Origin of the sequence: Erythrobacter sp. YT30, assembly GCF_001542875.1 — a bacterium.
Taxonomy (GTDB): Bacteria; Pseudomonadota; Alphaproteobacteria; order Sphingomonadales; family Sphingomonadaceae; genus Erythrobacter.
On sequence record NZ_LMAF01000002.1, the window covers coordinates 49,322 to 69,995 of the forward strand.

Genomic DNA, 20,674 nt, shown 5'->3' on the forward strand with positions numbered 1-20,674 from the left:
ATCGCAAGAGGGGACGCGCTGCGGCGCTTGCTTGTGGGGCCTAGCGACCCATTTGGTCGCCGACCATGACCTGAGCTGTCGTCAGATCGCCTTGCCGGGTTGCGTTCAATGAAAAAACCAGACCTTCCGCGGTTTCGCCAGCCAGCATTTTCGTGTCGCCCGTGGTCATGTCCATTTGGATCTCAACGCCTGCATCTTTCGCTTGTGCGCCATAGAATTCGGCAAGCTCGGCTGGCGTTGCGTCGGTTTCGAGTATCACCATCGATCCCTCCCCCTCACCGTGGCTGACGATGGTATTCGACGCGACTTTCGCGCCAGGGTAGATGGTGAAACCGCCAGGAAGATCAACCGGTACATCTGTGCCGGAACGCATTGTGGCAGTGCCTTCACCCGTTTCGACAGTTACTGCTGTTTCGCCGGATTCGCTGTCCACGGTGTATTCGCCGGTATTGCCATCGCCATCGGTGAAGGTGCCCGACTTTTCCGAACTGCATGCGCCAACACCAAGGGTTACCGCGGCAAGTCCAGCTATTATAAGTGCGCGCATCAAAACGTTCCTCCCAATCTCGCGCGTGATCATCACGCATTCGATTGCCGAGGGCAAGCGGCGATTTTGGTGTCGCTCCTCAGGCGACCTTCACCCACTTACCGCCATCCTGACGGAAGAACGAGCGTTCAAGCCCATCGCGATCCTCGAGCGCTTTCCATGTCTGTCGGGCCGCTTGCAATGTGGCATCGTCAAACAAGAGAAACGCGCGTTCAAATCCAGTCGTGTCGCGGAATTTGCCATCGGCAAAGATCACATGAGTAGCCCCATTCGCGGGCTCCGGCGTATCAGATAGCAGAATAGGCTGACGTTCAGCCCCAGCGCTTCCCGCTTCGCCATTGGCAAGAAAGCTTGTCGGCCCAGCGCTCCAAAGACTGCGGGCGATAATGTCGCGCTGCTCGGCATCGGAACTCACGACCAGAAGGCGCTCATCTTGGCCTAGCACACGCCCTGCAATCAAGGCGGTGACTTTGTCAGCGGGATCGCGTGAGAGTTGCCAGAAATCGAGTTTCATCTCTTTCGTGATAGCTCCGTCGGCGCACTAAGCATCCTTACTCTTGTTTCTCTTACACCGCTCCGAACAGTATCGCACGTTTTCCCAATCGCGCGCCCATTTCTTGCGCCATGTAAAAGGCAGCCCGCAAGTCTCACAGATCTTGCTGGGCAAGTCCGATTTCTTGCGCATCTTGGGGATAGTGAGCGCCCTTTCTTAGCTTTCGAACCGTGCAACAAACCGATCAAGCAGACGCGCGCCAAATCCGGTCGCGCCCTTGTCCCAGCTGTGGCCGGGTTTATCCGCCCAGACCATGCCCGCGATATCAAGATGCGCCCATGGCGTGCCTTTGCGGATAAAGCGCTGAAGGAACTGCGCGGCCGTAATCGAGCCGGCACCGCGCGGGCCTACGTTCTTGATGTCGGCGATCGGCGAATCGATCAGCTTGTCATAGGCAGGGGCCAATGGAAGCCGCCACAGCTTGTCACCTGTCGCAGCGCCTGCTTCGAGCAGTTGATCAGCCAGTTCATCATCGTTTGCGAACAGCCCGCCATGTTCATGACCGAGCGCGATAATCATTGCCCCAGTCAGCGTCGCCAGATCGACAATGCGCGCAGGGTCAAAGGTTTCCTGAGTCCAATGCAGCGCGTCGCACAAGACCAGCCGCCCTTCGGCATCGGTGTTTATGACTTCGACGGTTTGCCCGCTCATGGACGTGACCACATCGCCTGGGCGTTGCGCGTTGCCATCAGGCATGTTCTCGACAAGCCCCATCACTGCGACAACATTGGCTTTCGCCTTTCGCCCAACAATCGCAAGCATACCGCCCGCAACCGCACCAGCGCCGCCCATATCCCACTTCATGTCTTCCATGCCAGCGGGCGGCTTAAGCGAGATACCGCCTGTATCGAAAGTCACGCCCTTACCCACAATTGCTGTCGGCTTGTCACCCGGATTGCCGCCCTTCCAGTTGATCGCAAGAATGCGCGAAGGCCGGACGGACCCCTGCCCAACGCCGAGCAGCGCGCCCATGCCAAGCTCTTCCATCTGCTCAACATCAAGGACAGTGATTTCGGCACCCGTCCCCTCGAAAGCAGTTTCACACACTTCGACAAATGTCTCAGGATAAAGGATATTCGCAGGCTCACTGGTAAGTCGCTTGCTTAACTCAACGCCTTTCGCAATTGCTTCGTTATCAGCCCACATTGCTTCAGTTTCTGCAGGCACGCCAATCACATGGACTTTCTCGAGCGTGGCGCGTTTGTCCTTGGCAAGCTTGGTCCGATACATATCATGACGGAATGCGCGCAGCCGCAGTCCCAAGAGAGCGGCAGCAGCCTCTTCGCCTGAAAGGTCTGCATGGCTCAGATCAAGAACCAACTCTTTTTCGCCGGATGTCAGGTACTTTGCAGTCAAGGCAGCGCCTGCACGCTCCACATTCAAGCGGCGCTTGTCAGCATCCACTTCGCCTGCCCCCGAAAGAGCCGTACGTTGCAGGACTCCCTCATTCATTTCGAAACCTTCAAACACCTGCCCCGGACTGCCTTTAAAACGGGCGGCTTTCGCGCCATCGATCAAGGCAGGATCCAGATCTGACAGATCCGCGCCTGAATTGACGATACGCACGTGAAGGCGAACCTTTTCCGGTGCGGACTGGGTGAAGGTGATATGCATGAATACTCCTGCTTTCGATCAGGCAGCGATAAGTGCCAATCGATCTTGAATTATTAGCCAAACACGCAAGTTATCGCTGCATGATGGGAAGCTCTCGCAATGGCGATTGCGATTACGCACGAGCGGTGCAATAGGCAAGCCATGTCGGGAGGTTTCAAGGTCGCTGCACGGGGTCACGCTGTGCGATGCGTGAAAGCGGGCAGCGCCATAGCCGTTTGTGCTGCGCTATCTGCTGCGATCACCGCGCCCGTTCACGCTCAGGAAGAGGCGGCAGCACAAGAAAACGCACCGACTGAAACCCCGCTCCCGATCCTAGAAGCGACAGACCCGGCCCGCGCCATTGCTTTTGAAGCCGACCAGCTTTCCTACGATAGCGAAAATGATGTCGTAACGGCGCGCGGAAATGTCGTTTTACGCAATGATGATCGCTCGGTTCGCGCCGATGAAGTCGAATGGAATCGCCAGACAGGCCAGATACTTGCGCGCGGTTCGATCCGCCTAGTCGATGATCGCGGAAACCAGCTTTTCACCGAAACGATTGAGTTGACCGACCAGTTTGAGGCGGGCGCGATGTCGGAATTGCTGCTCGCCTTACGTGCAGGCGGACGATTGGCGGCACGTTCAGGCGAGCGCGGCGAGGATGAGACAATCATTCTGACCGATGCAGCGTATACAGCATGCGCTGTCAGCGATGAAGAAGGATGCGACAAGGATCCCAGTTGGCGGATTACCGCTGACCGAGTGACCTATGATCCTACCGACAGCAAAGTCCGTTTTCGTGGTGCCATGCTCGAATTGTTCGGCGCGCGCATCCTTCCGCTTCCGGGTCTTTCCATCAGGACCGACGGGCAAGCCGTTTCGGGATTTCTGGTGCCCGATGTTCGCGTAACCAATGTGAACGGCGTCGAATTGTCGGGTGAATACTATTGGCGGCTCGCGAACAACAAGGACCTGACCGTGCGCGGTTATGTCTTTTCGGAAGTGTCACCGATGGTGTCTGCGCAGTGGCGCCATCTGACGGACAAAGGCGCATATCAGGTTACCGGATTCCTAACCGAAAGCAGCCGCGTCACGGACTTCACCGGCGTTCCCGATACGCAAAGCGATGCGCGTGGATATCTGTTTGCCAATGGCCGGTTCCAGTTCAGCCCCGAATGGAGCACGACCGCCTCGGTCCGTCTCGCAAGTGACCGAACATTCCTTCGCCGTTATGATATAAGCCGCGATGATCGACTGCGCTCGACGATCAACACCGAGCGCATCGACGACGATTCCTATCTATCCATCGCTGGTTGGGCGACGCAGACGCTAAGGATCAATGCCGATCAGGGGCAGATCCCGGTTGCCATTCCTGCGATTGATTATCGCCACCGGATTGATGACCCGCTTCTTGGCGGCACGCTTGAATTTCAGGCAAATACACTCAGCCTGCTGCGCACCGACGGGCAGGACACGCAGCGCGCCTTTGCCGGGGCGAAATGGGATCTGCGACGGCTCACCAATCTTGGCCAGGTCGTGACGTTAAGCGCTCTGGTGCGCGGCGATGTCTACCACACCAGCGACACGCTCTCGACAATCACAGAGGTTTACCGCGGCAATGAAGGTTGGACCGGACGCGCCATAGGCCTGGCAGCGATTGATATCGAATGGCCTTTCGTTGGCGAGGCCTTTGGCGGAACACAGGTGTTGACACCGCGCGTCCAAGTCGTTGCCAGCCCCTCTATCCGCAATCTCGCCGTTCCCAATGAGGATGCGCGAGCGATTGATCTGGAGGATTCCAATCTGTTCTCGCTCAATCGCTTTCCAGGATATGACCGGGTCGAAGATGGCACGCGCATAACCTGGGGCGTGGATTGGCAGCTTCAAAAGCCCGGCTGGCGGGTCGATACCAATATCGGACAATCCTACCGCGTGGATGCCGCGAGAGACATCTTTCCCGATGGCACCGGCCTATCTGAAAGGGTTTCAGATTTTGTTGGACGAACGCAGGTTCGGTTTCGCGATTTTGTGAAGTTAACCCACCGTTTCCGGCTAGATAAAGACAATTTCACAATCCGCCGCAATGAAATTGACGCCACAGTCGGAAACCAGCGCACTTATGCAGAAGTCGGCTATCTGCGGCTCAATCGCGACATTCAAACGGTTGAGGATTTGCAAGACCGGGAGGAAGTTCGCGCCGCCGTCCGCGTGGCCTTTGCTCGCAATTGGTCAGCCTTTGGTTCAGGAGTATTCAACCTCACAAAGGCCGAAGAAGACCCCACCTTTTCGCCAGACGGGTTTGAACCGATCCGCACGCGGTTGGGGATCGCGTATCAGGATGATTGCATAGAATTCGGGCTCACGTGGCGCCGCGACTTCATCACCGCTGGTGATGCTGCCCGCGGCAATTCCTACCAGCTGTTCTTTGCCCTGCGTAATTTAGGATTTTGATGCCCTATTGCGGAGCACGCGGTCTGCACAGATTATTGGCAGATCAATTGGCACACGAGACGAAACTGGTTAAAAGACGCACGTAAACGCAGCATTCTAATCGCCAAAATGCGCTCAGCGCGGGTTCAGGCGATGCATTTTAGATGCGCAGCAACAAAGACAAAATCTGGCCGGTGATGAGGGGTCATGCCGCGCCTTTGAGGAATAAAACGGGATTGTTTTCAGTGAGTTTGAACGTGTTTTCTAAGAAGATTTCTTCGCGACTTGTGGCTGGCTGCATGGCGGCTGGACTTGCTGCGGCGGCCGTCTCGCCCGCGCCTCTCAGCGCGCAGACAGCCGGTACACCCAGCATCGATAATCCGCTCGGCATTCCGGAAAACATCACGATCTACGGTGCGGAAAACCCAAACCAGCGCAGCGCAACAGCAGTGGTCAACGGATATGTGATCACCGGCACAGATATCGAACAGCGCGTGGCGCTCGTCACGTCGGCGGCGCAGAACGAAGTGTCCGAACAGGAATTGCAGCGCCTGCGTTTTCAGGTGCTGCGCAATTTGATCGACGAAACGCTCAAGATTCAGGCGGCAGAAGCGCTCGAAATGAAGGTTGAGCGCTCTGAAATCGATCAGACGTACAACCAGCTCGCAGCCCAGAATTTCGGCTCAGAACCTGAAAAGATGGGCGAATATCTGGAATCGATCGGCTCGTCATCCAATGCGCTCAAGCGTCAGATCGAAGGCGAGATCGCGTGGGAAAATCTGCTGCGGCGTAATGTGACGCCTTTCATCAATGTCAGCCAGGAAGAGGTTGAGGAATATCTCGCCCGTCTCGAAGAATCGCGCGGCACGGATGAATATCACCTCGGCGAGATTTACATGAACGCGACGCGCGAAAATCGCGAAGCGGTCTTGCAGAACATGACCCGGATCATGGAGCAATTGCAGGCAGGCGGTAGCTTTGTCGCTTATGCACGCCAATTCTCTGAAGCCTCAACCGCTGCTGTCGGCGGCGATCTGGGCTGGGTTCGGCTTGGCCTCCTACCTGCGGCGCTCTCCAACGCGGCGCAGCGTATGCAGCCGGGCCAACTCAACGGTCCGATTGAAATCCCCGGCGGTTATTCGATCATCTACCTGCGCAACAAGCGCCAGGTTCTGATGGCCAATCCTGATGATGCAGTGCTCAGCCTCAAGCAGATTTCTATCGGCTTTGAACCCAACATCACGCAAGAACAGGCAGAAGCAAAGATCAACCAATTCGGCGCATTCGTGCAAGGCCTGCGCGGTTGTGCTGATGCGGACACGGCTCGCAACGAAATCGGCGCGACCGTCGTCACCAATGATCAGATCAGAGCGGGTAATTTGCCTGAGCAATTGCGTGCCATTATCCTGGGCCTACAGGTCGGCCAGACGACACCAGCATTCGGCAGTCCTCAAGAAGGCGTGCGCGTTCTGATGCTGTGCGGCCGTGACGACCCGCAAAATGACAGCGGTCCGACCTTCCAAACAGTGATGAACCAGATTGAGGAAGAGCGCATAAACAAGCGCGCTCAGCGTTATCTGCGCGATCTGCGCAATGATGCGTATATCGAATACAACTGATCATGGCTGATGCCCCGCTGGCTGTTTCGCTTGGGGATCCAGCGGGGATTGGCCCTGAGATAATCCTCGATGCCTATCAGAAATTGAGAGCCCAGAAAGGTTCGCCTTCCCACCCCTTTTTTGTGGTCGGCGGATTTGAAGTTCTGGGTGAAGCGGCGCGGCACTTGGCTACAGATTGCACGATTGTGCCGATTGCCGATCCATCTGAAGCCGCAATGGCGTTTCATGCAGGACTGCCCGTTATGGCAGGCCTTGATGCGCCGTACACTCCGGGAAATCCCGTTTCGGCAGGAGCGAAACTTGCTCTCGCTTCGCTTCAGTGGGGCACGAAATACGCGCTGTCTGGCCTCGCATCGGCATTGGTCACGGCCCCTGTTGCCAAGTCAAAATTGATGAAACTTGGCTTTGACTACCCGGGACAAACCGAATTTCTCGCCGACGCTTGCCAACTCCCCTATCGCGATGCGGTGATGATGCTTGCCGGGCCAACACTTCGCACAGTCCCGCTAACCGTTCACGTCGCGCTCGCCGAAGTACCCGCACTGCTTTCAAGCGAGATGATCACACACAAAGCTCGCATCGTGGCAGCGGGGCTGCGACGCGACTTCGGGATTGATCACCCTCGCCTCGCAATTGCCGGACTTAACCCTCATGCGGGCGAAAGCGGCCAGTTCGGCGATGAGGAAACGCGCGTTATCACGCCTGCTATCGAAGCGCTCAAAGCAGAGGGCCTCGATGTCAAAGGCCCGGTGCCCGGCGATGCGCTTTTCGTACCCCTGGCCCGCGAGACCTACGACGCGGCGCTTTGCATGTATCATGATCAGGCGCTGATCCCACTGAAAGCCCTAGAATTTGACGAGGGCGTTAATGTAACGCTCGGTCTGCCCATCATCCGCACGTCGCCCGACCATGGCACCGCATTTGACATTGCGGGCAAGGGCAAAGCTGACGCGGGCGCCATGATCGCGGCGATCAAAATGGCTGGCGACTGCGCGAGGACGCGTTCAGCGAACGAAGCGCGTGACTGACCTTCCCCCTATTCGCGAAGTCATCCAGCGTCATGGCCTTTCCGCGAGCAAGAAGCTGGGTCAGAATTTCCTTCTTGATGAGCAATTGCTAGACCGGATCGCGGCCATTCTAGGCGATCTATCGGGCGCGAGTGTGCTTGAAATCGGCCCTGGTCCAGGTGGTCTGACGCGAGCATTGCTGCGCGCTGGAGCAGAGGTGACGGCGATCGAAATGGATTCGCGCTGCCTGCCTGCTTTGGCGGAACTGAGCGAGGCATTTCCCGGCCAACTCACGGTCATCGAGGGCGATGCAATGGCGCTCGACCATGCTGACATTATGCACGGCGAACCTTTCCATATCGCCTCCAATCTGCCCTATAATGTCGGAACAGCTTTGTTCGTGAAGTGGCTATCGGGCGAAACATGGCCGCCGCAATGGCAGTCACTCACGCTTATGTTCCAGCAGGAAGTTGCCCAGCGCATAGTCGCGAAACCGGAAACCCCTGCCTATGGCCGCCTCGCCGTGCTGGCCCAATGGAGAGCCGCGGCGAAACTCGCGATGAAGGTCCATCGCAGTGCCTTTACCCCTCCCCCCAAGGTCATGAGCGCGATTGTTCATGTGACTCCTTCGACAGCACCAGAAGGCGTCTCAGCCAGAACGCTAGAACGCCTGACCGAAGCCGCTTTCGGCCAACGCCGCAAAATGCTGCGGCAGAGTTTGAAAGGTGTGCCGGGCGCGCTCGATGCTCTGGGCCAAGTCGGCATTGATGAAACGCGCCGTGCGGAAACCCTCAGCGTCGCCGAGTTTGTCGAATTGGCAAGACAGTTGCCCTGACCTCATAACTTTGCCCCATTAATACCTTATCAACGCCCCCGCCGTAGCCCTTCATCCGTGATGTGAGCAGGAGGTTTCGGTGTTCGGTTTTAACAAGCAAAATCCAATGATTGATGGTCCGATTGAATTCGAATTCTCGGTAGAGATCAATCGCCCCGCTTCAGCGGTATTCCCGCTTGTGGACGTGTCCGATCCTGGCTTTTCGCAGGTCGCACTTGGTAATTCTGTAAACCGGATCGCAGACGATACCTACGAATTGACAATCGAAGAAATGGACGATCTTTCGTTTCGTTTCCAAGTCCTCGAATGCATCAAGGACAAACAGCACTCCGCCAAGGTCGTGATCGAGCCGCGGGTTGGCAATCTCGTCGAAGCGGTTGAGGATTACCAGCTTACCCCGCTTGGGGATGATCGATGCGTCGCAAAACTCACCACCAAAGCGACATTTGCCGATCACTTGAGCGATGAAGAAATTGCACAGGAAATCGCGATGATGAGCATGGCTGCCGATGCCGATCTCACCAAGTTGAAACTTCATGCTGAAGAAGGCGTGGAAGCTGTCCGCGCCTACGACGAAGATCAGGAAGCTGACTTCGACATCGAGTTCGATCTGGGCGATCTCGACATTGACTGGGACGATATCGAACCTGAACAGTAAGGCGCGCTATCAGCCCGCCTTCTTGCGCAGGCGCCACTGGTGCAGCAGCGGTTCAGTGTAACCGCTCGGCTGCTCAACGCCTTTGAAGATCAGATCTTTGGCCGCGCTGAATGCCGGGCCATCCTCGTTCCCGATCAGCGGGATGTAATCCGGATCGCCAGCATTTTGGGCATCGACCTTGGCGGCCATGCGAGTGAGCGAATCCATCACTTGGTCTTCGCTCACGATCCCATGCAGAAGCCAATTGGCGATGTGCTGTGATGAGATGCGAAGTGTTGCGCGATCCTCCATCAGGCCGACATCGTTGATGTCCGGCACCTTGGAACACCCGACGCCCGCATCAACCCAGCGCACGACGTAGCCGAGCAGTCCCTGGCAATTGTTGTCGAGTTCATCACGCAACTCATCTTCGGGCCAATTGGTATTCTCAGCGAGCGGAATGGTAAGAAGCGCATCAAGGCCAGCGGGTTCGGGTAGGTTCTTTTGAATGTCGAACACGTTTTCGGCGTGATAATGCAGCGCGTGGAGTATTGCGGCTGTCGGCGATGGCACCCATGCCGTGTTAGCCCCGGCGCGCAAATGGCCGATTTTCTGTTCCATCATATCGCCCATGAGATCGGGCGCAGCCCACATGCCTTTCCCGATCTGCGCAACGCCCGAAAGGCCGTGTTTAAGGCCTATCGCGACATTACGGGCTTCGTAGGAACCGAGCCAGGCAGAGGTCTTCATCGCACCTTTGCGCATCATCGGTCCAGCGCGCATCGATGTGTGTATCTCGTCGCCCGTGCGATCGAGGAAACCGGTGTTGATGAAGACGATCCGGTCTTTTACTGCCTCAATACAGGCGGCAAGGTTGGCCGAAGTGCGGCGCTCTTCATCCATCACGCCGACCTTGATGGTGTGGCGTTTCAGGCAAAGAAGATCTTCGACCGCATCGAAAAGATCATTGGTGAAGGCGCATTCTTCAGGCCCGTGCATCTTGGGCTTCACGATATAGATGCTGCCCGCTTTCGAATTGCCGTACTTCGCGTGTCCTTCGACATCGAGAGTGCTGATCGCTGAGGTGAACACCGCATCTAAAATACCTTCGGGAATTTCGGAGCCATCATCGAGAATGATCGAAGGGTTGGTCATCAAATGGCCGACATTGCGGACAAACATCAGGCTGCGGCCCGGCAGTGTATGCTCAGCGCCCGAACCTTCCTTGTAGTTCTTGTCGCCATTCAGTGTGCGGGTCATCGTGCGCCCGCCCTTTTCAAAGCTTTCCTCCAAATCGCCGCGGATAATGCCGAGCCAATTTGAGTAAGCGACCAGCTTGTCTTCTGCATCGACAGCCGCGACTGAGTCTTCGCAATCGGCGATCGTAGTCAGAGCAGCTTCGACCATGATATCGGCAATGCCAGCCTTGTCATCCTTGCCCACCGGATGTTCGCGATCAAATACAACTTCGATATGCAGGCCATTGTTTTTGAAAAGAAGACCCTTTTCGGTGAATCCGACCCACTGGCTTTCATCCTGGAGTATGCCGTCCTTCTCGTCCTTGAGATCGACCCAGCTCTGATCCACCAGAGGCAGCGTTTCATCGAGGAATTGACGCCCGCGCGCGATGACCGCGTCGCCGCGCGCTTTGTCATATCCGCCGGGCTTTGCAGGAGGCGCATCGAGCGCATCTGTGCCGTAAAACGCATCATAAAGGCTGCCCCAACGTGCATTGGCGGCATTCAGCAGAAAACGCGCATTGAGGATGGGCACCACAAGCTGAGGCCCGGCCATGGTCGCAATTTCTGGATCGACGTTTTGTGTCCCGATCTGAAAGTCACTCGGCTCTGGCACGAGGTAGCCAATGTCGCGCAGGAAAGCTTCGTATTCAGCAGCGTCATGCGGCTTACCGGCCCGATCAACGTGCCATTGATCGATGGTCGCCTGCAATTCCTCGCGCTTTTGAAGGAGCGCCCGATTGCGAGGCGCGAAGTCTGCGACCAGCTTCGCAAAGTCATTCCAGAAGACATCGGCATCGCGGCCAAGCGGAGCCAAGACTTGGGTATCCAGGAATTCGGCCAGCTTTGCATCAATGGAAAGCCCGGCGCGCGAAATCATCGTCGTCATAAAAGTCCTCTTTGGATCCAAAAGCTGTGCCCGGGGAGGAGGACTGATGCAAGCGCCTATGACGAAGCGCGCTTTGTAATGCAATGGGTTGGATGAAAGCTGTGCCGCCGCTAGACGGGAGGGATGACTTCATCAGTGACTTCGCAGGATTTCGACGCCCGCACTATGCTGGAACAAGTGCAGCAATGGTGCGCGATCAATACAGGCAGCGGCCATCTGGAGGGGCTTTCTCGTCAGGCCGATGCTTTGGCGGACGCTTTCAGCCAATTGCCCGGCGAGATTGAACTGGTTGAACCCGCCATTGTCACCGCAATTGCAAGCGATGGCAGCGAATTTGAAAAACCCAATGGCAAGCACTTCGTCATGCGGGTTCGCCCGCGCGCCAATCGGCGGATTATCCTCACCGGGCATATGGATACGGTGTTCCCAAAAGAGCACCCCTTTCAGGAACAAACTTGGCTTGATGATGAGACGCTAAACGGCCCTGGTGTCGCTGACATGAAAGGCGGCATTGCGGTCATCCTCCACGCACTGATGGCGTTTGAGAATTCGCAGTCTGCCTCTTCGCTTGGCTATGATATTCTGATCAATTCAGATGAGGAAACCGGGTCGCTCGCGAGTTCAGCACTGATTGCCGAACTGGCGCGCGGAAAGATGGCAGCACTGACCTATGAACCCGCCGCGCTTCCCGATGGCACACTCGCCCATGCGCGCGGGGGTACAGGCAATTATTCGATCACGTTGAAAGGCAAGTCAGCACATGCCGGGCGCAACCCGGAAGACGGGCGCAATGCGATTGTTGCCGCGGCCGATTTGATCTTGCGCCTCAAAGCAATGGAGCGTGACGACATAACGGTGAATCCGGCAAAACTGGAAGGGGGCGGCCCCAACAATGTTGTGCCCGATCACGCAATCCTGCGCTTTAACATCCGCCCCAAGTCAACCGAGGCGATGGAGACCTTTGATCACGATTTGAGTCATTTACTCATCGAAATAGAGACGCAGCATCAAGTGAGCATTTCGCGCCATGGGGGCGTTACGCGGCCTCCAAAGCCTGTCGATGCCCATGCGCAGCGCCTCTTCGATCTTGTCAAGCAATGCGGCGCTGAGTTGGGTCAGGACATCAAATGGAAATCCACAGGCGGCGTGTGCGATGGTAACAACATCGCGGCTTGCGGAGTGCCGGTGGTTGATACAATGGGAGTGCGCGGTGGCGCGATCCATTCTTCTGATGAATTCCTGATTGTGCCCAGCCTAGCTGAAAGGGCGGCGCTGTCTGCCCGCGTGATCGAAAGGCTCGCCAATGGCGCGCTGGAGGGGGACCCAATATGAGCTTTCGTCTGCGCGCGGCCCGCTTGGCTGATCTGGAACATCTTTATGAAATGGCGAAGCTCACCGGTGGCGGCTTCACCAATCTGCCAGCCGACCGCAAAGCACTGGGCAGCAAGCTGGAACGTGCAGCAGAGGCTTTCGCCAATACCGATGACGAATGGATCGATGAGCAATTCGTGCTTGTGCTGGAGGACACCAAAACGCGAATGGTGCGCGGTACAAGCCAATTGATGACCAAGGTCGGTCAGCAATGGCCGTTCTATTCCTATCGCCTCAACACGCTGACCCAATACAGCGCTGAGCTTGATCGGACTGTGCGTACCGAGATGCTCAATCTGGTGACTGACCTGGAAGCCTCAAGCGAAGTGGGAGGACTCTTCCTTCACCCTAATGAGCGCGCGGGAGGGTTGGGATTGCTACTAGCCCGCAGCCGCTATCTCTTTATCGCTATGCATCGGTCTCGGTTCGCGGACCGCATTCTTGCTGAACTGCGCGGCATCATCGATGAGCGCGGCGATTCCCCGTTTTGGGATAATGTCGCCGGGCGCTTTTTCGGGATGAGTTTCAACGAGGCGGATTATTTTAATGCGATCAACGGCAATCAATTCATTGCCGATCTGATGCCCAAGTACCCGGTCTACGTCGCGATGCTGGATGAGAGCGCACGCAAAGTGATTGGAGTGCCGCATCTATCGGGCCGTGCAGCCATGCGGATGCTCGAAAATGAGGGCTTCAATTACGAAGGTTATGTGGACATTTTCGATGGTGGTCCCAGCATGATCGCGCGCACGGATGACGTGACGAGCGTCAAGAACAGCAGTTCGGCAAAGCTGAAGGGAATGAATGTGGGTGAAGGGGAACGCGCTATCCTTGCCACCGGCAGGCTCGCCGACTTTAGAGCCTGTTATGGCGCGCGTGTGCTTGATGAAGAAGGCAGCATCGCGATTGATAGCCAGGCCGCGGACATCCTTGATGTAAGCGAAGGCGACACAGTCTGGAGTGTGGCGCGGTGAGCCTCACGGAAATCAACTTTGACGGGATCGTTGGGCCCAGCCACAATTATGCAGGCCTGAGCCTCGGCAATATTGCAAGTGCGAGCCATAAAGGCGATCCGTCCTACCCCCGCGCCGCTGCGCTTCAGGGCGCGGCGAAGATGCGAGGCAATCTAAGCCGCTTGGGCGTTCAGGGTTTTTTGCTTCCGCTGCCCCGTCCCAATATCCTGCTCGAAGACACGCTGAGCCTTGATGGGACCGAAGCGCCCGCTTTGCGCGCTGCGCCATGGTCAGCCTCAAGCATGTGGACTGCGAACGCCGCGACAGTTTCGCCTGCTCCGGACACTATAGATGGAAAGTGTCATCTCACACCCGCGAATCTCGTCGCCATGCTCCACCGCGCGCAGGAATGGCCCGACACCAAGCGCCAGCTCGATATAGCGTTTGGCAACACTGATCACTTTGTTGTCCATGGCCCTGTCCCGCCCACCTTTGGCGATGAAGGCGCGGCCAATCATGGGCGCTTTTGTGAGGGACATGGCAGCGCCGGTGTCGAGCTTTTCGTTTATGGCAAAACCGGTGGCAAATTCCCCGCACGCCAGCACGAGCAGGCAAGCCGCCTTGTCGCGCGCAAGCACGGCCTTGACCCAGCAAAATGCGTCTTCGTGGAACAGAACCCCGCTGCGATTGAAGCGGGCGCGTTTCACAATGATGTGGTCAGCGTCGTCAATGAGCGCGTGCTGTTTACCCATGCTGAGGCGTTTGCGGATCAGGCTGGCGCCTATGAAGCGATCCGTGAAGTGTTCCCCGCTCTCGAGGTTGTCGAAGTCCCAAGTGCTTCTGTCTCACTTGAGGAAGCCATCCGCACTTACCTCTTCAACGCGCAATTGCTGACCATGCCCGATGGCTCCATGGCTTTGATTGTGCCGGAAGAATGTCGCGAAAGCGAAAGCGTGTGGTCTTATTGCGAGGCGATGATGGCCTCCAATGGTCCGATCCGAGAGGTCATTCCTGTTGATGTTCGCCAATCCATGGCCAATGGCGGCGGGCCAGCTTGCCTTCGCCTGCGGGTGGCCTGCGACCCAACGACTGTCGATCCCCGCTTTTTGCTGGATGAGGCAAAGGCGGACAGAATTGAGAGTGTGATTTCCGAGACTTGGCCAGAGCAGATTGATCCCGCCGATCTCGGCTCTGATACCCTTGCAAACTCGGTCGTGTCAGCGCGAAACTCTCTGCTCGACGCACTAGAAATCCACGAGCTTGCGTAATTAGGGTTAATGCGATTGCAACCATGCGTCGCTGCCGTTTACACTTGCGTTGTCGTTAACCACCAAGGCTCGCATATTTGCGTTCTTGGCACGGCGTTTGCTGCGATAAAAGTAAACGGAGAAACCATGCTGCGCAAATTCGGACGGCTGTTTGTGATCAAGAATCGCTTTGAAGCGTTCGTGATCATTTTCGCGTTGGCTTTGGGCGCTATGAACCGCGGCGCGGCCTATCTCACGCAATACCCAGGAATTGGCGGCCAGTTGCTGTTTCTGGCCGCGAGCGGCGCGGTGTTCTTGGGGGGCGCGGCGATCTTGGACGGGCTAAAGGCTAAGCAGGAATTGGCAGAACTGAAAGCGGGAGCGTCAGATCACGGCGGCTAAACCTCTACTCGCCGTTTGCTCCACCCTTTGAAGCCAGCCAAGCCAAATCTTCTTTGAGCGGCTTCCCATCATCATCGTAACGCGGCAGCAGAACCAGATCATCGGCATCGCTTAGTTCGAGCGTCACCTGTTTGCGGCGTTGATCCAATCGTGCGCCCAGCCATACGGCTTGGAGCCGAGGCTTACCACGCACTACGACGCGCCGACCGCGCATGAGCGAACGGAAATCTATCTGCGAGACCTTCTTGCCATCTTTGGTGGTCTCACCTTCGACAATAATGCCGTCGCTTTTTCGTGAGCCGATTCTCACTTTGCCCGTCTCGGTTTCGCTGCCTGCGACGGGCTGCAATCCGAGCAACTCGCGCACCGTCGCTTCGTCCATCTCGATAATTATAAGATCAGGATGCACCGGATTAGAGCGCCCTCGCGGCAAACCGCCAATCCCATTGCGACTGGACGTGTTTATTCCTGCCGAACCCAAGAGTTGAAGATCATCGAAATAGGAGTTCTCACGATCTAAGTTGTGGAGCTGATAGATCGGTCCCTCACGGGTGACGTAAGCCACATCCATGATGATCGCCATATCGACCTTGTTCTTCGAACCTTGTTTACGAGCCTTTCGCTGAAAATCGCGCGGCTGAAGGCATTCAACTTCGCAAATGTCTTTCAGTCGAGAGAGATAGGATTCGTAAGTTTCGGCTTGGCTGGCGGACAGCGGAGATACGCTTGATACAGCTAGCAATGCAAACGCTGCAGATATCGATGAAAAACGCATCAGATGCTCCACAAATAAAAGTGAGGGTTTCTGTTGCTAGCTACCCTCGGAGCCCCGGAATCCGCTTCTGTTGCCCGGTGGGTCCAACCGCGCTTTAGCTTTGTAAGATCAGGGCGTTAGCCCGTCAGATTACGCTGCGATTGCGAGTGCTTCGTTATCGTTTGCACTTATGAGTTTTGAACAGTTTTACGGGTTACTCAGCCCGGGCAAAAACACCGCTTTTCAGCCCACGTCGATCCTAGTTCGTCCCCGTCAAAAGCCCCGGTTTCCCGAGATTTGTGGTGGAGACGCCGGGTACTGCCCCCGGGTCCGTTGCGCCTATTGCACGCTGCAATTTATCGCCATAGCCCGCAAAAACGAGCGGTCTCTATATAGGCCCCGCTCGATTAATGTGAAGTGAAATTGCGGTTTTGAACGCGCGATTTGCGCCCAGTTACTTTTTCAAAGCGTCGCGAATTTCGGTCAGCAACTCGATTTCCGTTGGGCCTGCCGGTGTTTCCTCTTCGGCTGGTTTTTCAAAGCGTTCTTTCACTTTGTTGGCATAGCGAACGAGCATGAAGATGATGAAGGCGAGGATCAGGAAGTTGATGATCGAGGTCACGAACGCGCCCCATGCAAGCACATTGGCACCCGCCTCACGCGCTGCTTCAAGGCTCATTCCCGGTTCCACCAGCTCAGCGCCGGAAAGGACAGTGTATCGGCTTGAGAAGTCCACATCACCGAAAATCATGCCGACAATTGGCATTATCACGTCATCGGTGAGCGAGGCGACGATCACCGCGAAAGCGCCAGCGATTATGACCGCAACGGCGAGTTCCATCACGTTGCCCTTGGCAATAAATTCCTTGAATTCCGTCAGCATGTCGATCCCCTAACGCTTCCCTGTAATTGCTACCCTTTTTACAGGCGGGAGGGGGACTGCCAAGAGCGTTTACAATTGTCTACACAGCTTGAAAGCGGAACGCGGTGTGCTATATCGGCAATACAGGTTTTCCGCGCCTAACATCTGGCAAACGCGGCTTGTTGGAGGGACACGTATGAATTTCAAATCCATTACGCGCGGCTTCGTGCTCGCGTGCGTTTCGCTTAGCCTTGCAGCTTGTGGGATCAACTCGGTTCCGGCAGCTGAAGAAGATGCCAAGGCGAAATGGGCCGATGTTGAGGCGCAATTTCAAAGGCGCGCGAATTTGATCCCCAACCTCGTCGAAGTTGCGCAAGGCGCGGCCGAAAACGAGCGGGCCATCCTGACAGAAGTGACCGAAGCACGCGCCAGGGCCACCAGCATTCAAGTGTCTGCCGATGATTTGGGCGATGCTTCGAAAATGGAAGAATTGGCCGCGGCCCAAGGACAGTTGAGCCAGGGTCTTGGCCGTCTGCTTGCAAGCTTCGAGGCCTATCCGCAGATCACTTCGAACCAGAACTACCTCGCGCTGCAAAGCCAGCTTGAAGGGACGGAAAACCGTATTGCGGTTGCTATTCGCGACTACAATGAATCGGTGCGCAAATATAACACCACGATCCGCACCTTCCCCGATACGATCGGCGCGAACATCGTTCATGGAGCAGAGCCGCTTGTGCCCTACTCGTCGGTGACTGAAGGCGCAGAAGTCGCACCCGAGCTTGATCTTACGTCAGACTGATCCGCTTGCTCCGCCATTTCCTAATACTTCTCGCGGCAGCGGGGGCGCTGTTGGCCTCACCGCTTGCCGCGCAGGATTTCCCACCGCTGACAGGGCGCGTGGTCGACGATGCCGATATCATTCCTGCCAGTTTGGAAGCGGAGCTAACCGCGCAGCTTGAGGCACTGGAAACGCAGTCCCAGCGCCAATTGGTTGTTGCAACAGTGCCCGATCTGCAGGGGTATGACATTGCAGATTACGGATATCAGTTGGGCCGCGAATGGGGCCTTGGCGATGCTGAACGAAATGATGGCGCCATCCTTCTCGTCGCTCCAAATGAGCGCAGGGTCCGCATCGAAGTGGGCTATGGCCTAGAAGGCACGCTAACCGACGCTTTGTCATCGATTATCATCCAGAATGAAATTCTCCCCCGCTTCCGCAATGACGATTACCCCGGCGGCATCGGAGCGGGCGCCAATGCCATCATCACCCAATTGCAGCTTCCCCCTGACGAAGCTGCTCGCGTCGCACAGCAGGCAGGCGAAGCCATGCAATCGCGAGAACGATCCGGAGGCATTCCCTTCGGCGCTCTCATCTGGCTCGGCTTCATGTTCTTTTTCTTCATCCTACCCATCATTCGTGGGGGGCGGCATCGACGCAAATACAAGAAGCGTCGCAAAGGCCCTTGGGGCAAACGCCGTGATGATGACGATTACGATGACGGCTGGGGTCGGACCGCACGCGACATCATTCTTTGGGAAGTCGGCAGCGCAATTGCTCGCGGCGCCATGGGCGGCGGGCGCAGTGGTGGCGGCTGGGGCGGCGGAGGCGGCTTTGGCGGCGGGTTTTCTGGCGGCGGCGGCTCATTCGGAGGCGGCGGCGCCTCTGGGGGATGGTAAGATATGAGCTACCTGAACGAAGCTGAACACAAAATCGTCTCTGACGCAGTGGGCGAGGCAGAGCAATCGACCTCAGGCGAAATCCTGACAGTGCTGGCCGACAGATCCGACGGCTACACTGATGTTGTGCTCGTATGGGCCGCAGCCCTGGCGTTTACCGCGATGAGCGTATTTGCGCTGTTCCCGCAGCCCTTCCTCGATTTCTATGATGGCCTGTTCGGTGGCTGGGGACACGAGTGGACCACCGGCGAACTTGCCAGCATGACGATCCTTCTGGGGCTCATTACATTTGCGCTCACGTGGGCTGTGCAATTGTGGAAGCCGCTCAGATTCGCCCTCATCCCCGGCCCTGCAAAGACTGCACGCGTCCACGAACAGGCGATCAAGCATTTCAAGGTTGGCGCGGAACGGCGCACGCATGGCCGCACCGGCGTGCTCATCTACCTTTCGATGAGCGAGCATCGTGCGGAAATCATCGCCGACGAGCCGATCGCGGTCAAAGTCCCAGCCGAGGTTTGGGGTGAGGCAATGGCGGAAATGCTCGACGAGATTAAAGCAGGCCGTGTGGCGCAAGGAATGGCCGTAGGCGTGCGTGATGTGGGCTTTGTTCTCTCAGAGCATTTCCCGCGTGACGGCAAGGACGAAAACGAGCTTCCCGATCGCCTGATCGAAGTCTAGGGCTTTCGCCAATGAACGACGAATTCATCAAAGACCGGGACGCCGACCTTCCCGAAGAAACGCGCTGGGAAGGTGAATTCATCACCGCCAAAACGCGCGGACGCTGGGAATATGTCGGGCGTTCACGCGGTATCAGAGCCGCAGCAGTAATCGCAATCGACGAAGACGAGGACGGCACGCGCCATGCCATTCTGGTGAGCCAATACCGCGTGCCACTATCCCAATTCTGCCTTGAGATACCAGCAGGCCTGGTAGGCGATGAAGCTGGCAGCGAAGGCGAACCCGCAATTGAGGCTGCAACGCGCGAGTTGGAAGAAGAAACAGGATACCGCGCTGGATCAATCCAGGTGCTGGGCGAGTTTTACTCCTCTCCAGGCATGGTGTCCGAATGCTTCACGCTTTTACGTGCGACTGACTTGACCAAAGTGAGCGAAGGCGGCGGACTGCATGACGAAAACATCACCGTGCACCGCATCCCGCTGGCCGATGTGCCGCGCTTCGTCGACGATTGGCGCGCTGCAGGCCACGGGGTCGATGTGCGCATCGCATTATTCATGAATTATCTGGGAGAAACGAAGTCATGACCAAACGCTGCGAAGGCAAACTCGCACTTGTAACGGGCGGCGCTCAAGGGCTTGGCCGCGCACATTGCATTCGGCTCGCACAAGAGGGCGCGCGTGTGCTCGCAACCGATATCAATGGCGAAGGCGCCGCGGAAACCGCAGCAATAGTCAACGCTGAAATGGGCGATGGCACTGCCTTTAGCATTCAGCATGACGTCACAGATCCAGCCGCATGGGAAGCCGCAGTGGATGCGGCGCGCGAGCAGATGGGCGGGCTCAACGTGCTGGTCAACAATGCCGGGATCGGCGTTGCAGGCAATATCGAGACTTGCACCTTCGAAGACTGGAGCCGCTGTTTTGATATCAACGTGAATTCGATCTTCCACGGCTGCCAGAAGGCCCTTCCCTTGATGCGTGAGCATGCGCCGGGATCGATCATCAACATCAGCTCAATCGCTGGCCTGATCGCAAGCGATACGATGCCGGCATACAATGCGTCGAAGGCGAGCGTGTGGATGCTGTCCAAATCCATCGCGCTGCATTGTGCGAAGATGAACATGCAAATTCGCTGCAATTCAGTTCATCCGACCTTTGTCGACACGCCAATCCTCGATGGCACGGCGGAGCATCACAATATCGAGAAGGGCGTTCTCCTCGATAAGCTCGCGCGGCAGATCCCGCTTAAATCTGTGGGCGAGCCCGATGATATCGCCAATGCAGTCGTATACCTCGCCAGCGATGAAAGCCGCTTTATGACGGGCGCTGAGATCAAATTGGATGGCGGTATAAGCGCCATGTGATGACTTGCTGAAGCGAGCA

At 56.7% G+C, this 20,674-nt stretch carries 21 protein-coding genes and 1 other RNA gene; 14 read left to right on the forward strand and 8 right to left on the reverse strand.

What is annotated here, in order from left to right; all coding sequences use genetic code 11:
- Positions 1-40: 40 nt before the first annotated feature.
- The 4 genes from AUC45_RS04935 to AUC45_RS04945 all read right to left on the reverse strand — a co-directional run bounded on the left by AUC45_RS04935 (position 41) and on the right by AUC45_RS04945 (position 2,714).
- The gene (locus AUC45_RS04935; RefSeq protein WP_156423759.1) at positions 41-547 is read right to left on the reverse strand and encodes a hypothetical protein; all 507 of its coding nucleotides are present in this window, start codon (positions 545-547) and stop codon (positions 41-43) included.
- A 79-nt stretch (positions 548-626) separates the two neighbouring features.
- Positions 627-1,061: a DNA polymerase III subunit chi gene (locus tag AUC45_RS04940; protein ID WP_067599237.1), complete on the reverse strand. Its 435-nt coding sequence runs from the start codon at positions 1,059-1,061 to the stop codon at positions 627-629.
- Positions 1,062-1,088: 27 nt separating this feature from the next.
- Positions 1,089-1,241 (reverse strand): DUF2256 domain-containing protein, encoded by a 153-nt coding sequence (locus tag AUC45_RS15480; RefSeq protein WP_082700973.1) that lies wholly within the window; start codon positions 1,239-1,241, stop codon positions 1,089-1,091.
- A gap of 15 nt (positions 1,242-1,256) precedes the next feature.
- Entirely contained in the window at positions 1,257-2,714 is a 1,458-nt protein-coding gene (locus AUC45_RS04945) for a leucyl aminopeptidase (RefSeq protein ID WP_067599239.1), read from the reverse strand.
- A gap of 141 nt (positions 2,715-2,855) precedes the next feature.
- On the opposite strand from AUC45_RS04945, the gene AUC45_RS04950 reads away from it, so the two are divergent.
- The 5 genes from AUC45_RS04950 to AUC45_RS04970 all read left to right on the forward strand — a co-directional run bounded on the left by AUC45_RS04950 (position 2,856) and on the right by AUC45_RS04970 (position 9,242).
- Entirely contained in the window at positions 2,856-5,144 is a 2,289-nt protein-coding gene (locus AUC45_RS04950; protein ID WP_067599241.1) for an LPS-assembly protein LptD, read from the forward strand.
- Positions 5,145-5,422: 278 nt separating this feature from the next.
- Positions 5,423-6,742, forward strand: a complete 1,320-nt coding sequence (locus AUC45_RS04955) for a peptidylprolyl isomerase (RefSeq protein ID WP_156423760.1) — start codon at positions 5,423-5,425, stop codon at positions 6,740-6,742.
- Positions 6,743-6,744: 2 nt separating this feature from the next.
- Positions 6,745-7,770 carry a 4-hydroxythreonine-4-phosphate dehydrogenase PdxA gene (gene pdxA / locus AUC45_RS04960; RefSeq protein ID WP_067599243.1) on the forward strand — a complete coding sequence of 342 codons (1,026 nt, stop codon included), beginning with the start codon at positions 6,745-6,747 and terminating at the stop codon, positions 7,768-7,770.
- A complete protein-coding gene (rsmA, locus tag AUC45_RS04965; RefSeq protein ID WP_067599244.1) occupies positions 7,763-8,584 on the forward strand; it encodes a 16S rRNA (adenine(1518)-N(6)/adenine(1519)-N(6))-dimethyltransferase RsmA in 822 nt (273 codons plus the stop codon). Before pdxA ends, rsmA begins: the two co-directional genes overlap by 8 nt.
- A gap of 106 nt (positions 8,585-8,690) precedes the next feature.
- The gene (locus tag AUC45_RS04970; protein WP_067599246.1) at positions 8,691-9,242 is read left to right on the forward strand and encodes a hypothetical protein; all 552 of its coding nucleotides are present in this window, start codon (positions 8,691-8,693) and stop codon (positions 9,240-9,242) included.
- A 9-nt stretch (positions 9,243-9,251) separates the two neighbouring features.
- On the opposite strand, the gene AUC45_RS04975 is transcribed toward AUC45_RS04970, so the two are convergent.
- Entirely contained in the window at positions 9,252-11,348 is a 2,097-nt protein-coding gene (locus tag AUC45_RS04975; RefSeq protein WP_067599248.1) for a malate synthase G, read from the reverse strand.
- Positions 11,349-11,471: 123 nt separating this feature from the next.
- Here AUC45_RS04975 and AUC45_RS04980 point away from each other — a divergent pair, with 123 nt between their 5' ends.
- The 4 genes from AUC45_RS04980 to AUC45_RS04995 all read left to right on the forward strand — a co-directional run bounded on the left by AUC45_RS04980 (position 11,472) and on the right by AUC45_RS04995 (position 15,321).
- Positions 11,472-12,680 carry a hydrolase gene (locus tag AUC45_RS04980; protein WP_067599251.1) on the forward strand — a complete coding sequence of 403 codons (1,209 nt, stop codon included), beginning with the start codon at positions 11,472-11,474 and terminating at the stop codon, positions 12,678-12,680.
- Positions 12,677-13,693 (forward strand): arginine N-succinyltransferase, encoded by a 1,017-nt coding sequence (locus AUC45_RS04985; RefSeq protein ID WP_067599255.1) that lies wholly within the window; start codon positions 12,677-12,679, stop codon positions 13,691-13,693. The genes AUC45_RS04980 and AUC45_RS04985 overlap by 4 nt, the downstream gene beginning before the upstream one ends.
- Positions 13,690-14,940, forward strand: a complete 1,251-nt coding sequence (locus AUC45_RS04990) for an N-succinylarginine dihydrolase (RefSeq protein WP_067599259.1) — start codon at positions 13,690-13,692, stop codon at positions 14,938-14,940. Before AUC45_RS04985 ends, AUC45_RS04990 begins: the two co-directional genes overlap by 4 nt.
- A 126-nt stretch (positions 14,941-15,066) precedes the next feature.
- Positions 15,067-15,321: a hypothetical protein gene (locus AUC45_RS04995; RefSeq protein ID WP_067603538.1), complete on the forward strand. Its 255-nt coding sequence runs from the start codon at positions 15,067-15,069 to the stop codon at positions 15,319-15,321.
- 4 nt (positions 15,322-15,325) lie between these two features.
- Here AUC45_RS04995 and AUC45_RS05000 read toward each other — a convergent pair whose 3' ends face one another.
- The 3 genes from AUC45_RS05000 to mscL all read right to left on the reverse strand — a co-directional run bounded on the left by AUC45_RS05000 (position 15,326) and on the right by mscL (position 16,958).
- Entirely contained in the window at positions 15,326-16,096 is a 771-nt protein-coding gene (locus AUC45_RS05000; protein ID WP_067599263.1) for a hypothetical protein, read from the reverse strand.
- A gap of 55 nt (positions 16,097-16,151) precedes the next feature.
- Positions 16,152-16,496: a transfer-messenger RNA gene (gene ssrA / locus AUC45_RS05005) on the reverse strand.
- Positions 16,497-16,529: 33 nt separating this feature from the next.
- Positions 16,530-16,958, reverse strand: a complete 429-nt coding sequence (gene mscL / locus AUC45_RS05010) for a large conductance mechanosensitive channel protein MscL (protein ID WP_067599266.1) — start codon at positions 16,956-16,958, stop codon at positions 16,530-16,532.
- A gap of 175 nt (positions 16,959-17,133) precedes the next feature.
- Here mscL and AUC45_RS05015 point away from each other — a divergent pair, with 175 nt between their 5' ends.
- Genes AUC45_RS05015 through AUC45_RS05035 form a run of 5 tightly spaced genes read left to right on the forward strand, consistent with a single transcriptional unit; the run spans position 17,134 to position 20,655 of the window.
- Positions 17,134-17,736 (forward strand): LemA family protein, encoded by a 603-nt coding sequence (locus tag AUC45_RS05015; protein ID WP_067599269.1) that lies wholly within the window; start codon positions 17,134-17,136, stop codon positions 17,734-17,736.
- A 50-nt stretch (positions 17,737-17,786) separates the two neighbouring features.
- Positions 17,787-18,614: a YgcG family protein gene (locus tag AUC45_RS05020; RefSeq protein WP_233998536.1), complete on the forward strand. Its 828-nt coding sequence runs from the start codon at positions 17,787-17,789 to the stop codon at positions 18,612-18,614.
- Positions 18,615-18,617: 3 nt separating this feature from the next.
- Positions 18,618-19,292, forward strand: coding sequence for a TPM domain-containing protein (locus AUC45_RS05025; protein ID WP_067599275.1), 675 nt, complete (start codon positions 18,618-18,620; stop codon positions 19,290-19,292).
- An 11-nt stretch (positions 19,293-19,303) separates the two neighbouring features.
- Positions 19,304-19,876 (forward strand): NUDIX hydrolase, encoded by a 573-nt coding sequence (locus AUC45_RS05030; RefSeq protein WP_197409513.1) that lies wholly within the window; start codon positions 19,304-19,306, stop codon positions 19,874-19,876.
- Positions 19,873-20,655, forward strand: a complete 783-nt coding sequence (locus AUC45_RS05035; protein WP_067599278.1) for an SDR family oxidoreductase — start codon at positions 19,873-19,875, stop codon at positions 20,653-20,655. Before AUC45_RS05030 ends, AUC45_RS05035 begins: the two co-directional genes overlap by 4 nt.
- The last annotated feature ends 19 nt before the right edge of the window (positions 20,656-20,674 follow it).

Coding starts and splice junctions, on each gene's coding strand:
- AUC45_RS04975 (WP_067599248.1), bottom strand. CDS start 11,348: ATGACGACGATGATTTCGCGCGCCGGGCTTTCCATTGATGCAAAGCTG.
- AUC45_RS05000 (WP_067599263.1), bottom strand. CDS start 16,096: ATGCGTTTTTCATCGATATCTGCAGCGTTTGCATTGCTAGCTGTATCA.
- AUC45_RS04985 (WP_067599255.1), top strand. CDS start 12,677: ATGAGCTTTCGTCTGCGCGCGGCCCGCTTGGCTGATCTGGAACATCTT.
- AUC45_RS04950 (WP_067599241.1), top strand. CDS start 2,856: ATGTCGGGAGGTTTCAAGGTCGCTGCACGGGGTCACGCTGTGCGATGC.
- AUC45_RS05015 (WP_067599269.1), top strand. CDS start 17,134: ATGAATTTCAAATCCATTACGCGCGGCTTCGTGCTCGCGTGCGTTTCG.
- mscL (WP_067599266.1), bottom strand. CDS start 16,958: ATGCTGACGGAATTCAAGGAATTTATTGCCAAGGGCAACGTGATGGAA.
- AUC45_RS04945 (WP_067599239.1), bottom strand. CDS start 2,714: ATGCATATCACCTTCACCCAGTCCGCACCGGAAAAGGTTCGCCTTCAC.
- AUC45_RS04970 (WP_067599246.1), top strand. CDS start 8,691: ATGATTGATGGTCCGATTGAATTCGAATTCTCGGTAGAGATCAATCGC.
- AUC45_RS05025 (WP_067599275.1), top strand. CDS start 18,618: ATGAGCTACCTGAACGAAGCTGAACACAAAATCGTCTCTGACGCAGTG.
- AUC45_RS04995 (WP_067603538.1), top strand. CDS start 15,067: ATGCTGCGCAAATTCGGACGGCTGTTTGTGATCAAGAATCGCTTTGAA.
- AUC45_RS05035 (WP_067599278.1), top strand. CDS start 19,873: ATGACCAAACGCTGCGAAGGCAAACTCGCACTTGTAACGGGCGGCGCT.
- AUC45_RS04940 (WP_067599237.1), bottom strand. CDS start 1,061: ATGAAACTCGATTTCTGGCAACTCTCACGCGATCCCGCTGACAAAGTC.
- AUC45_RS04935 (WP_156423759.1), bottom strand. CDS start 547: ATGCGCGCACTTATAATAGCTGGACTTGCCGCGGTAACCCTTGGTGTT.
- AUC45_RS04955 (WP_156423760.1), top strand. CDS start 5,423: ATGGCGGCTGGACTTGCTGCGGCGGCCGTCTCGCCCGCGCCTCTCAGC.
- pdxA (WP_067599243.1), top strand. CDS start 6,745: ATGGCTGATGCCCCGCTGGCTGTTTCGCTTGGGGATCCAGCGGGGATT.
- AUC45_RS04980 (WP_067599251.1), top strand. CDS start 11,472: ATGACTTCATCAGTGACTTCGCAGGATTTCGACGCCCGCACTATGCTG.
- AUC45_RS05030 (WP_197409513.1), top strand. CDS start 19,304: ATGAACGACGAATTCATCAAAGACCGGGACGCCGACCTTCCCGAAGAA.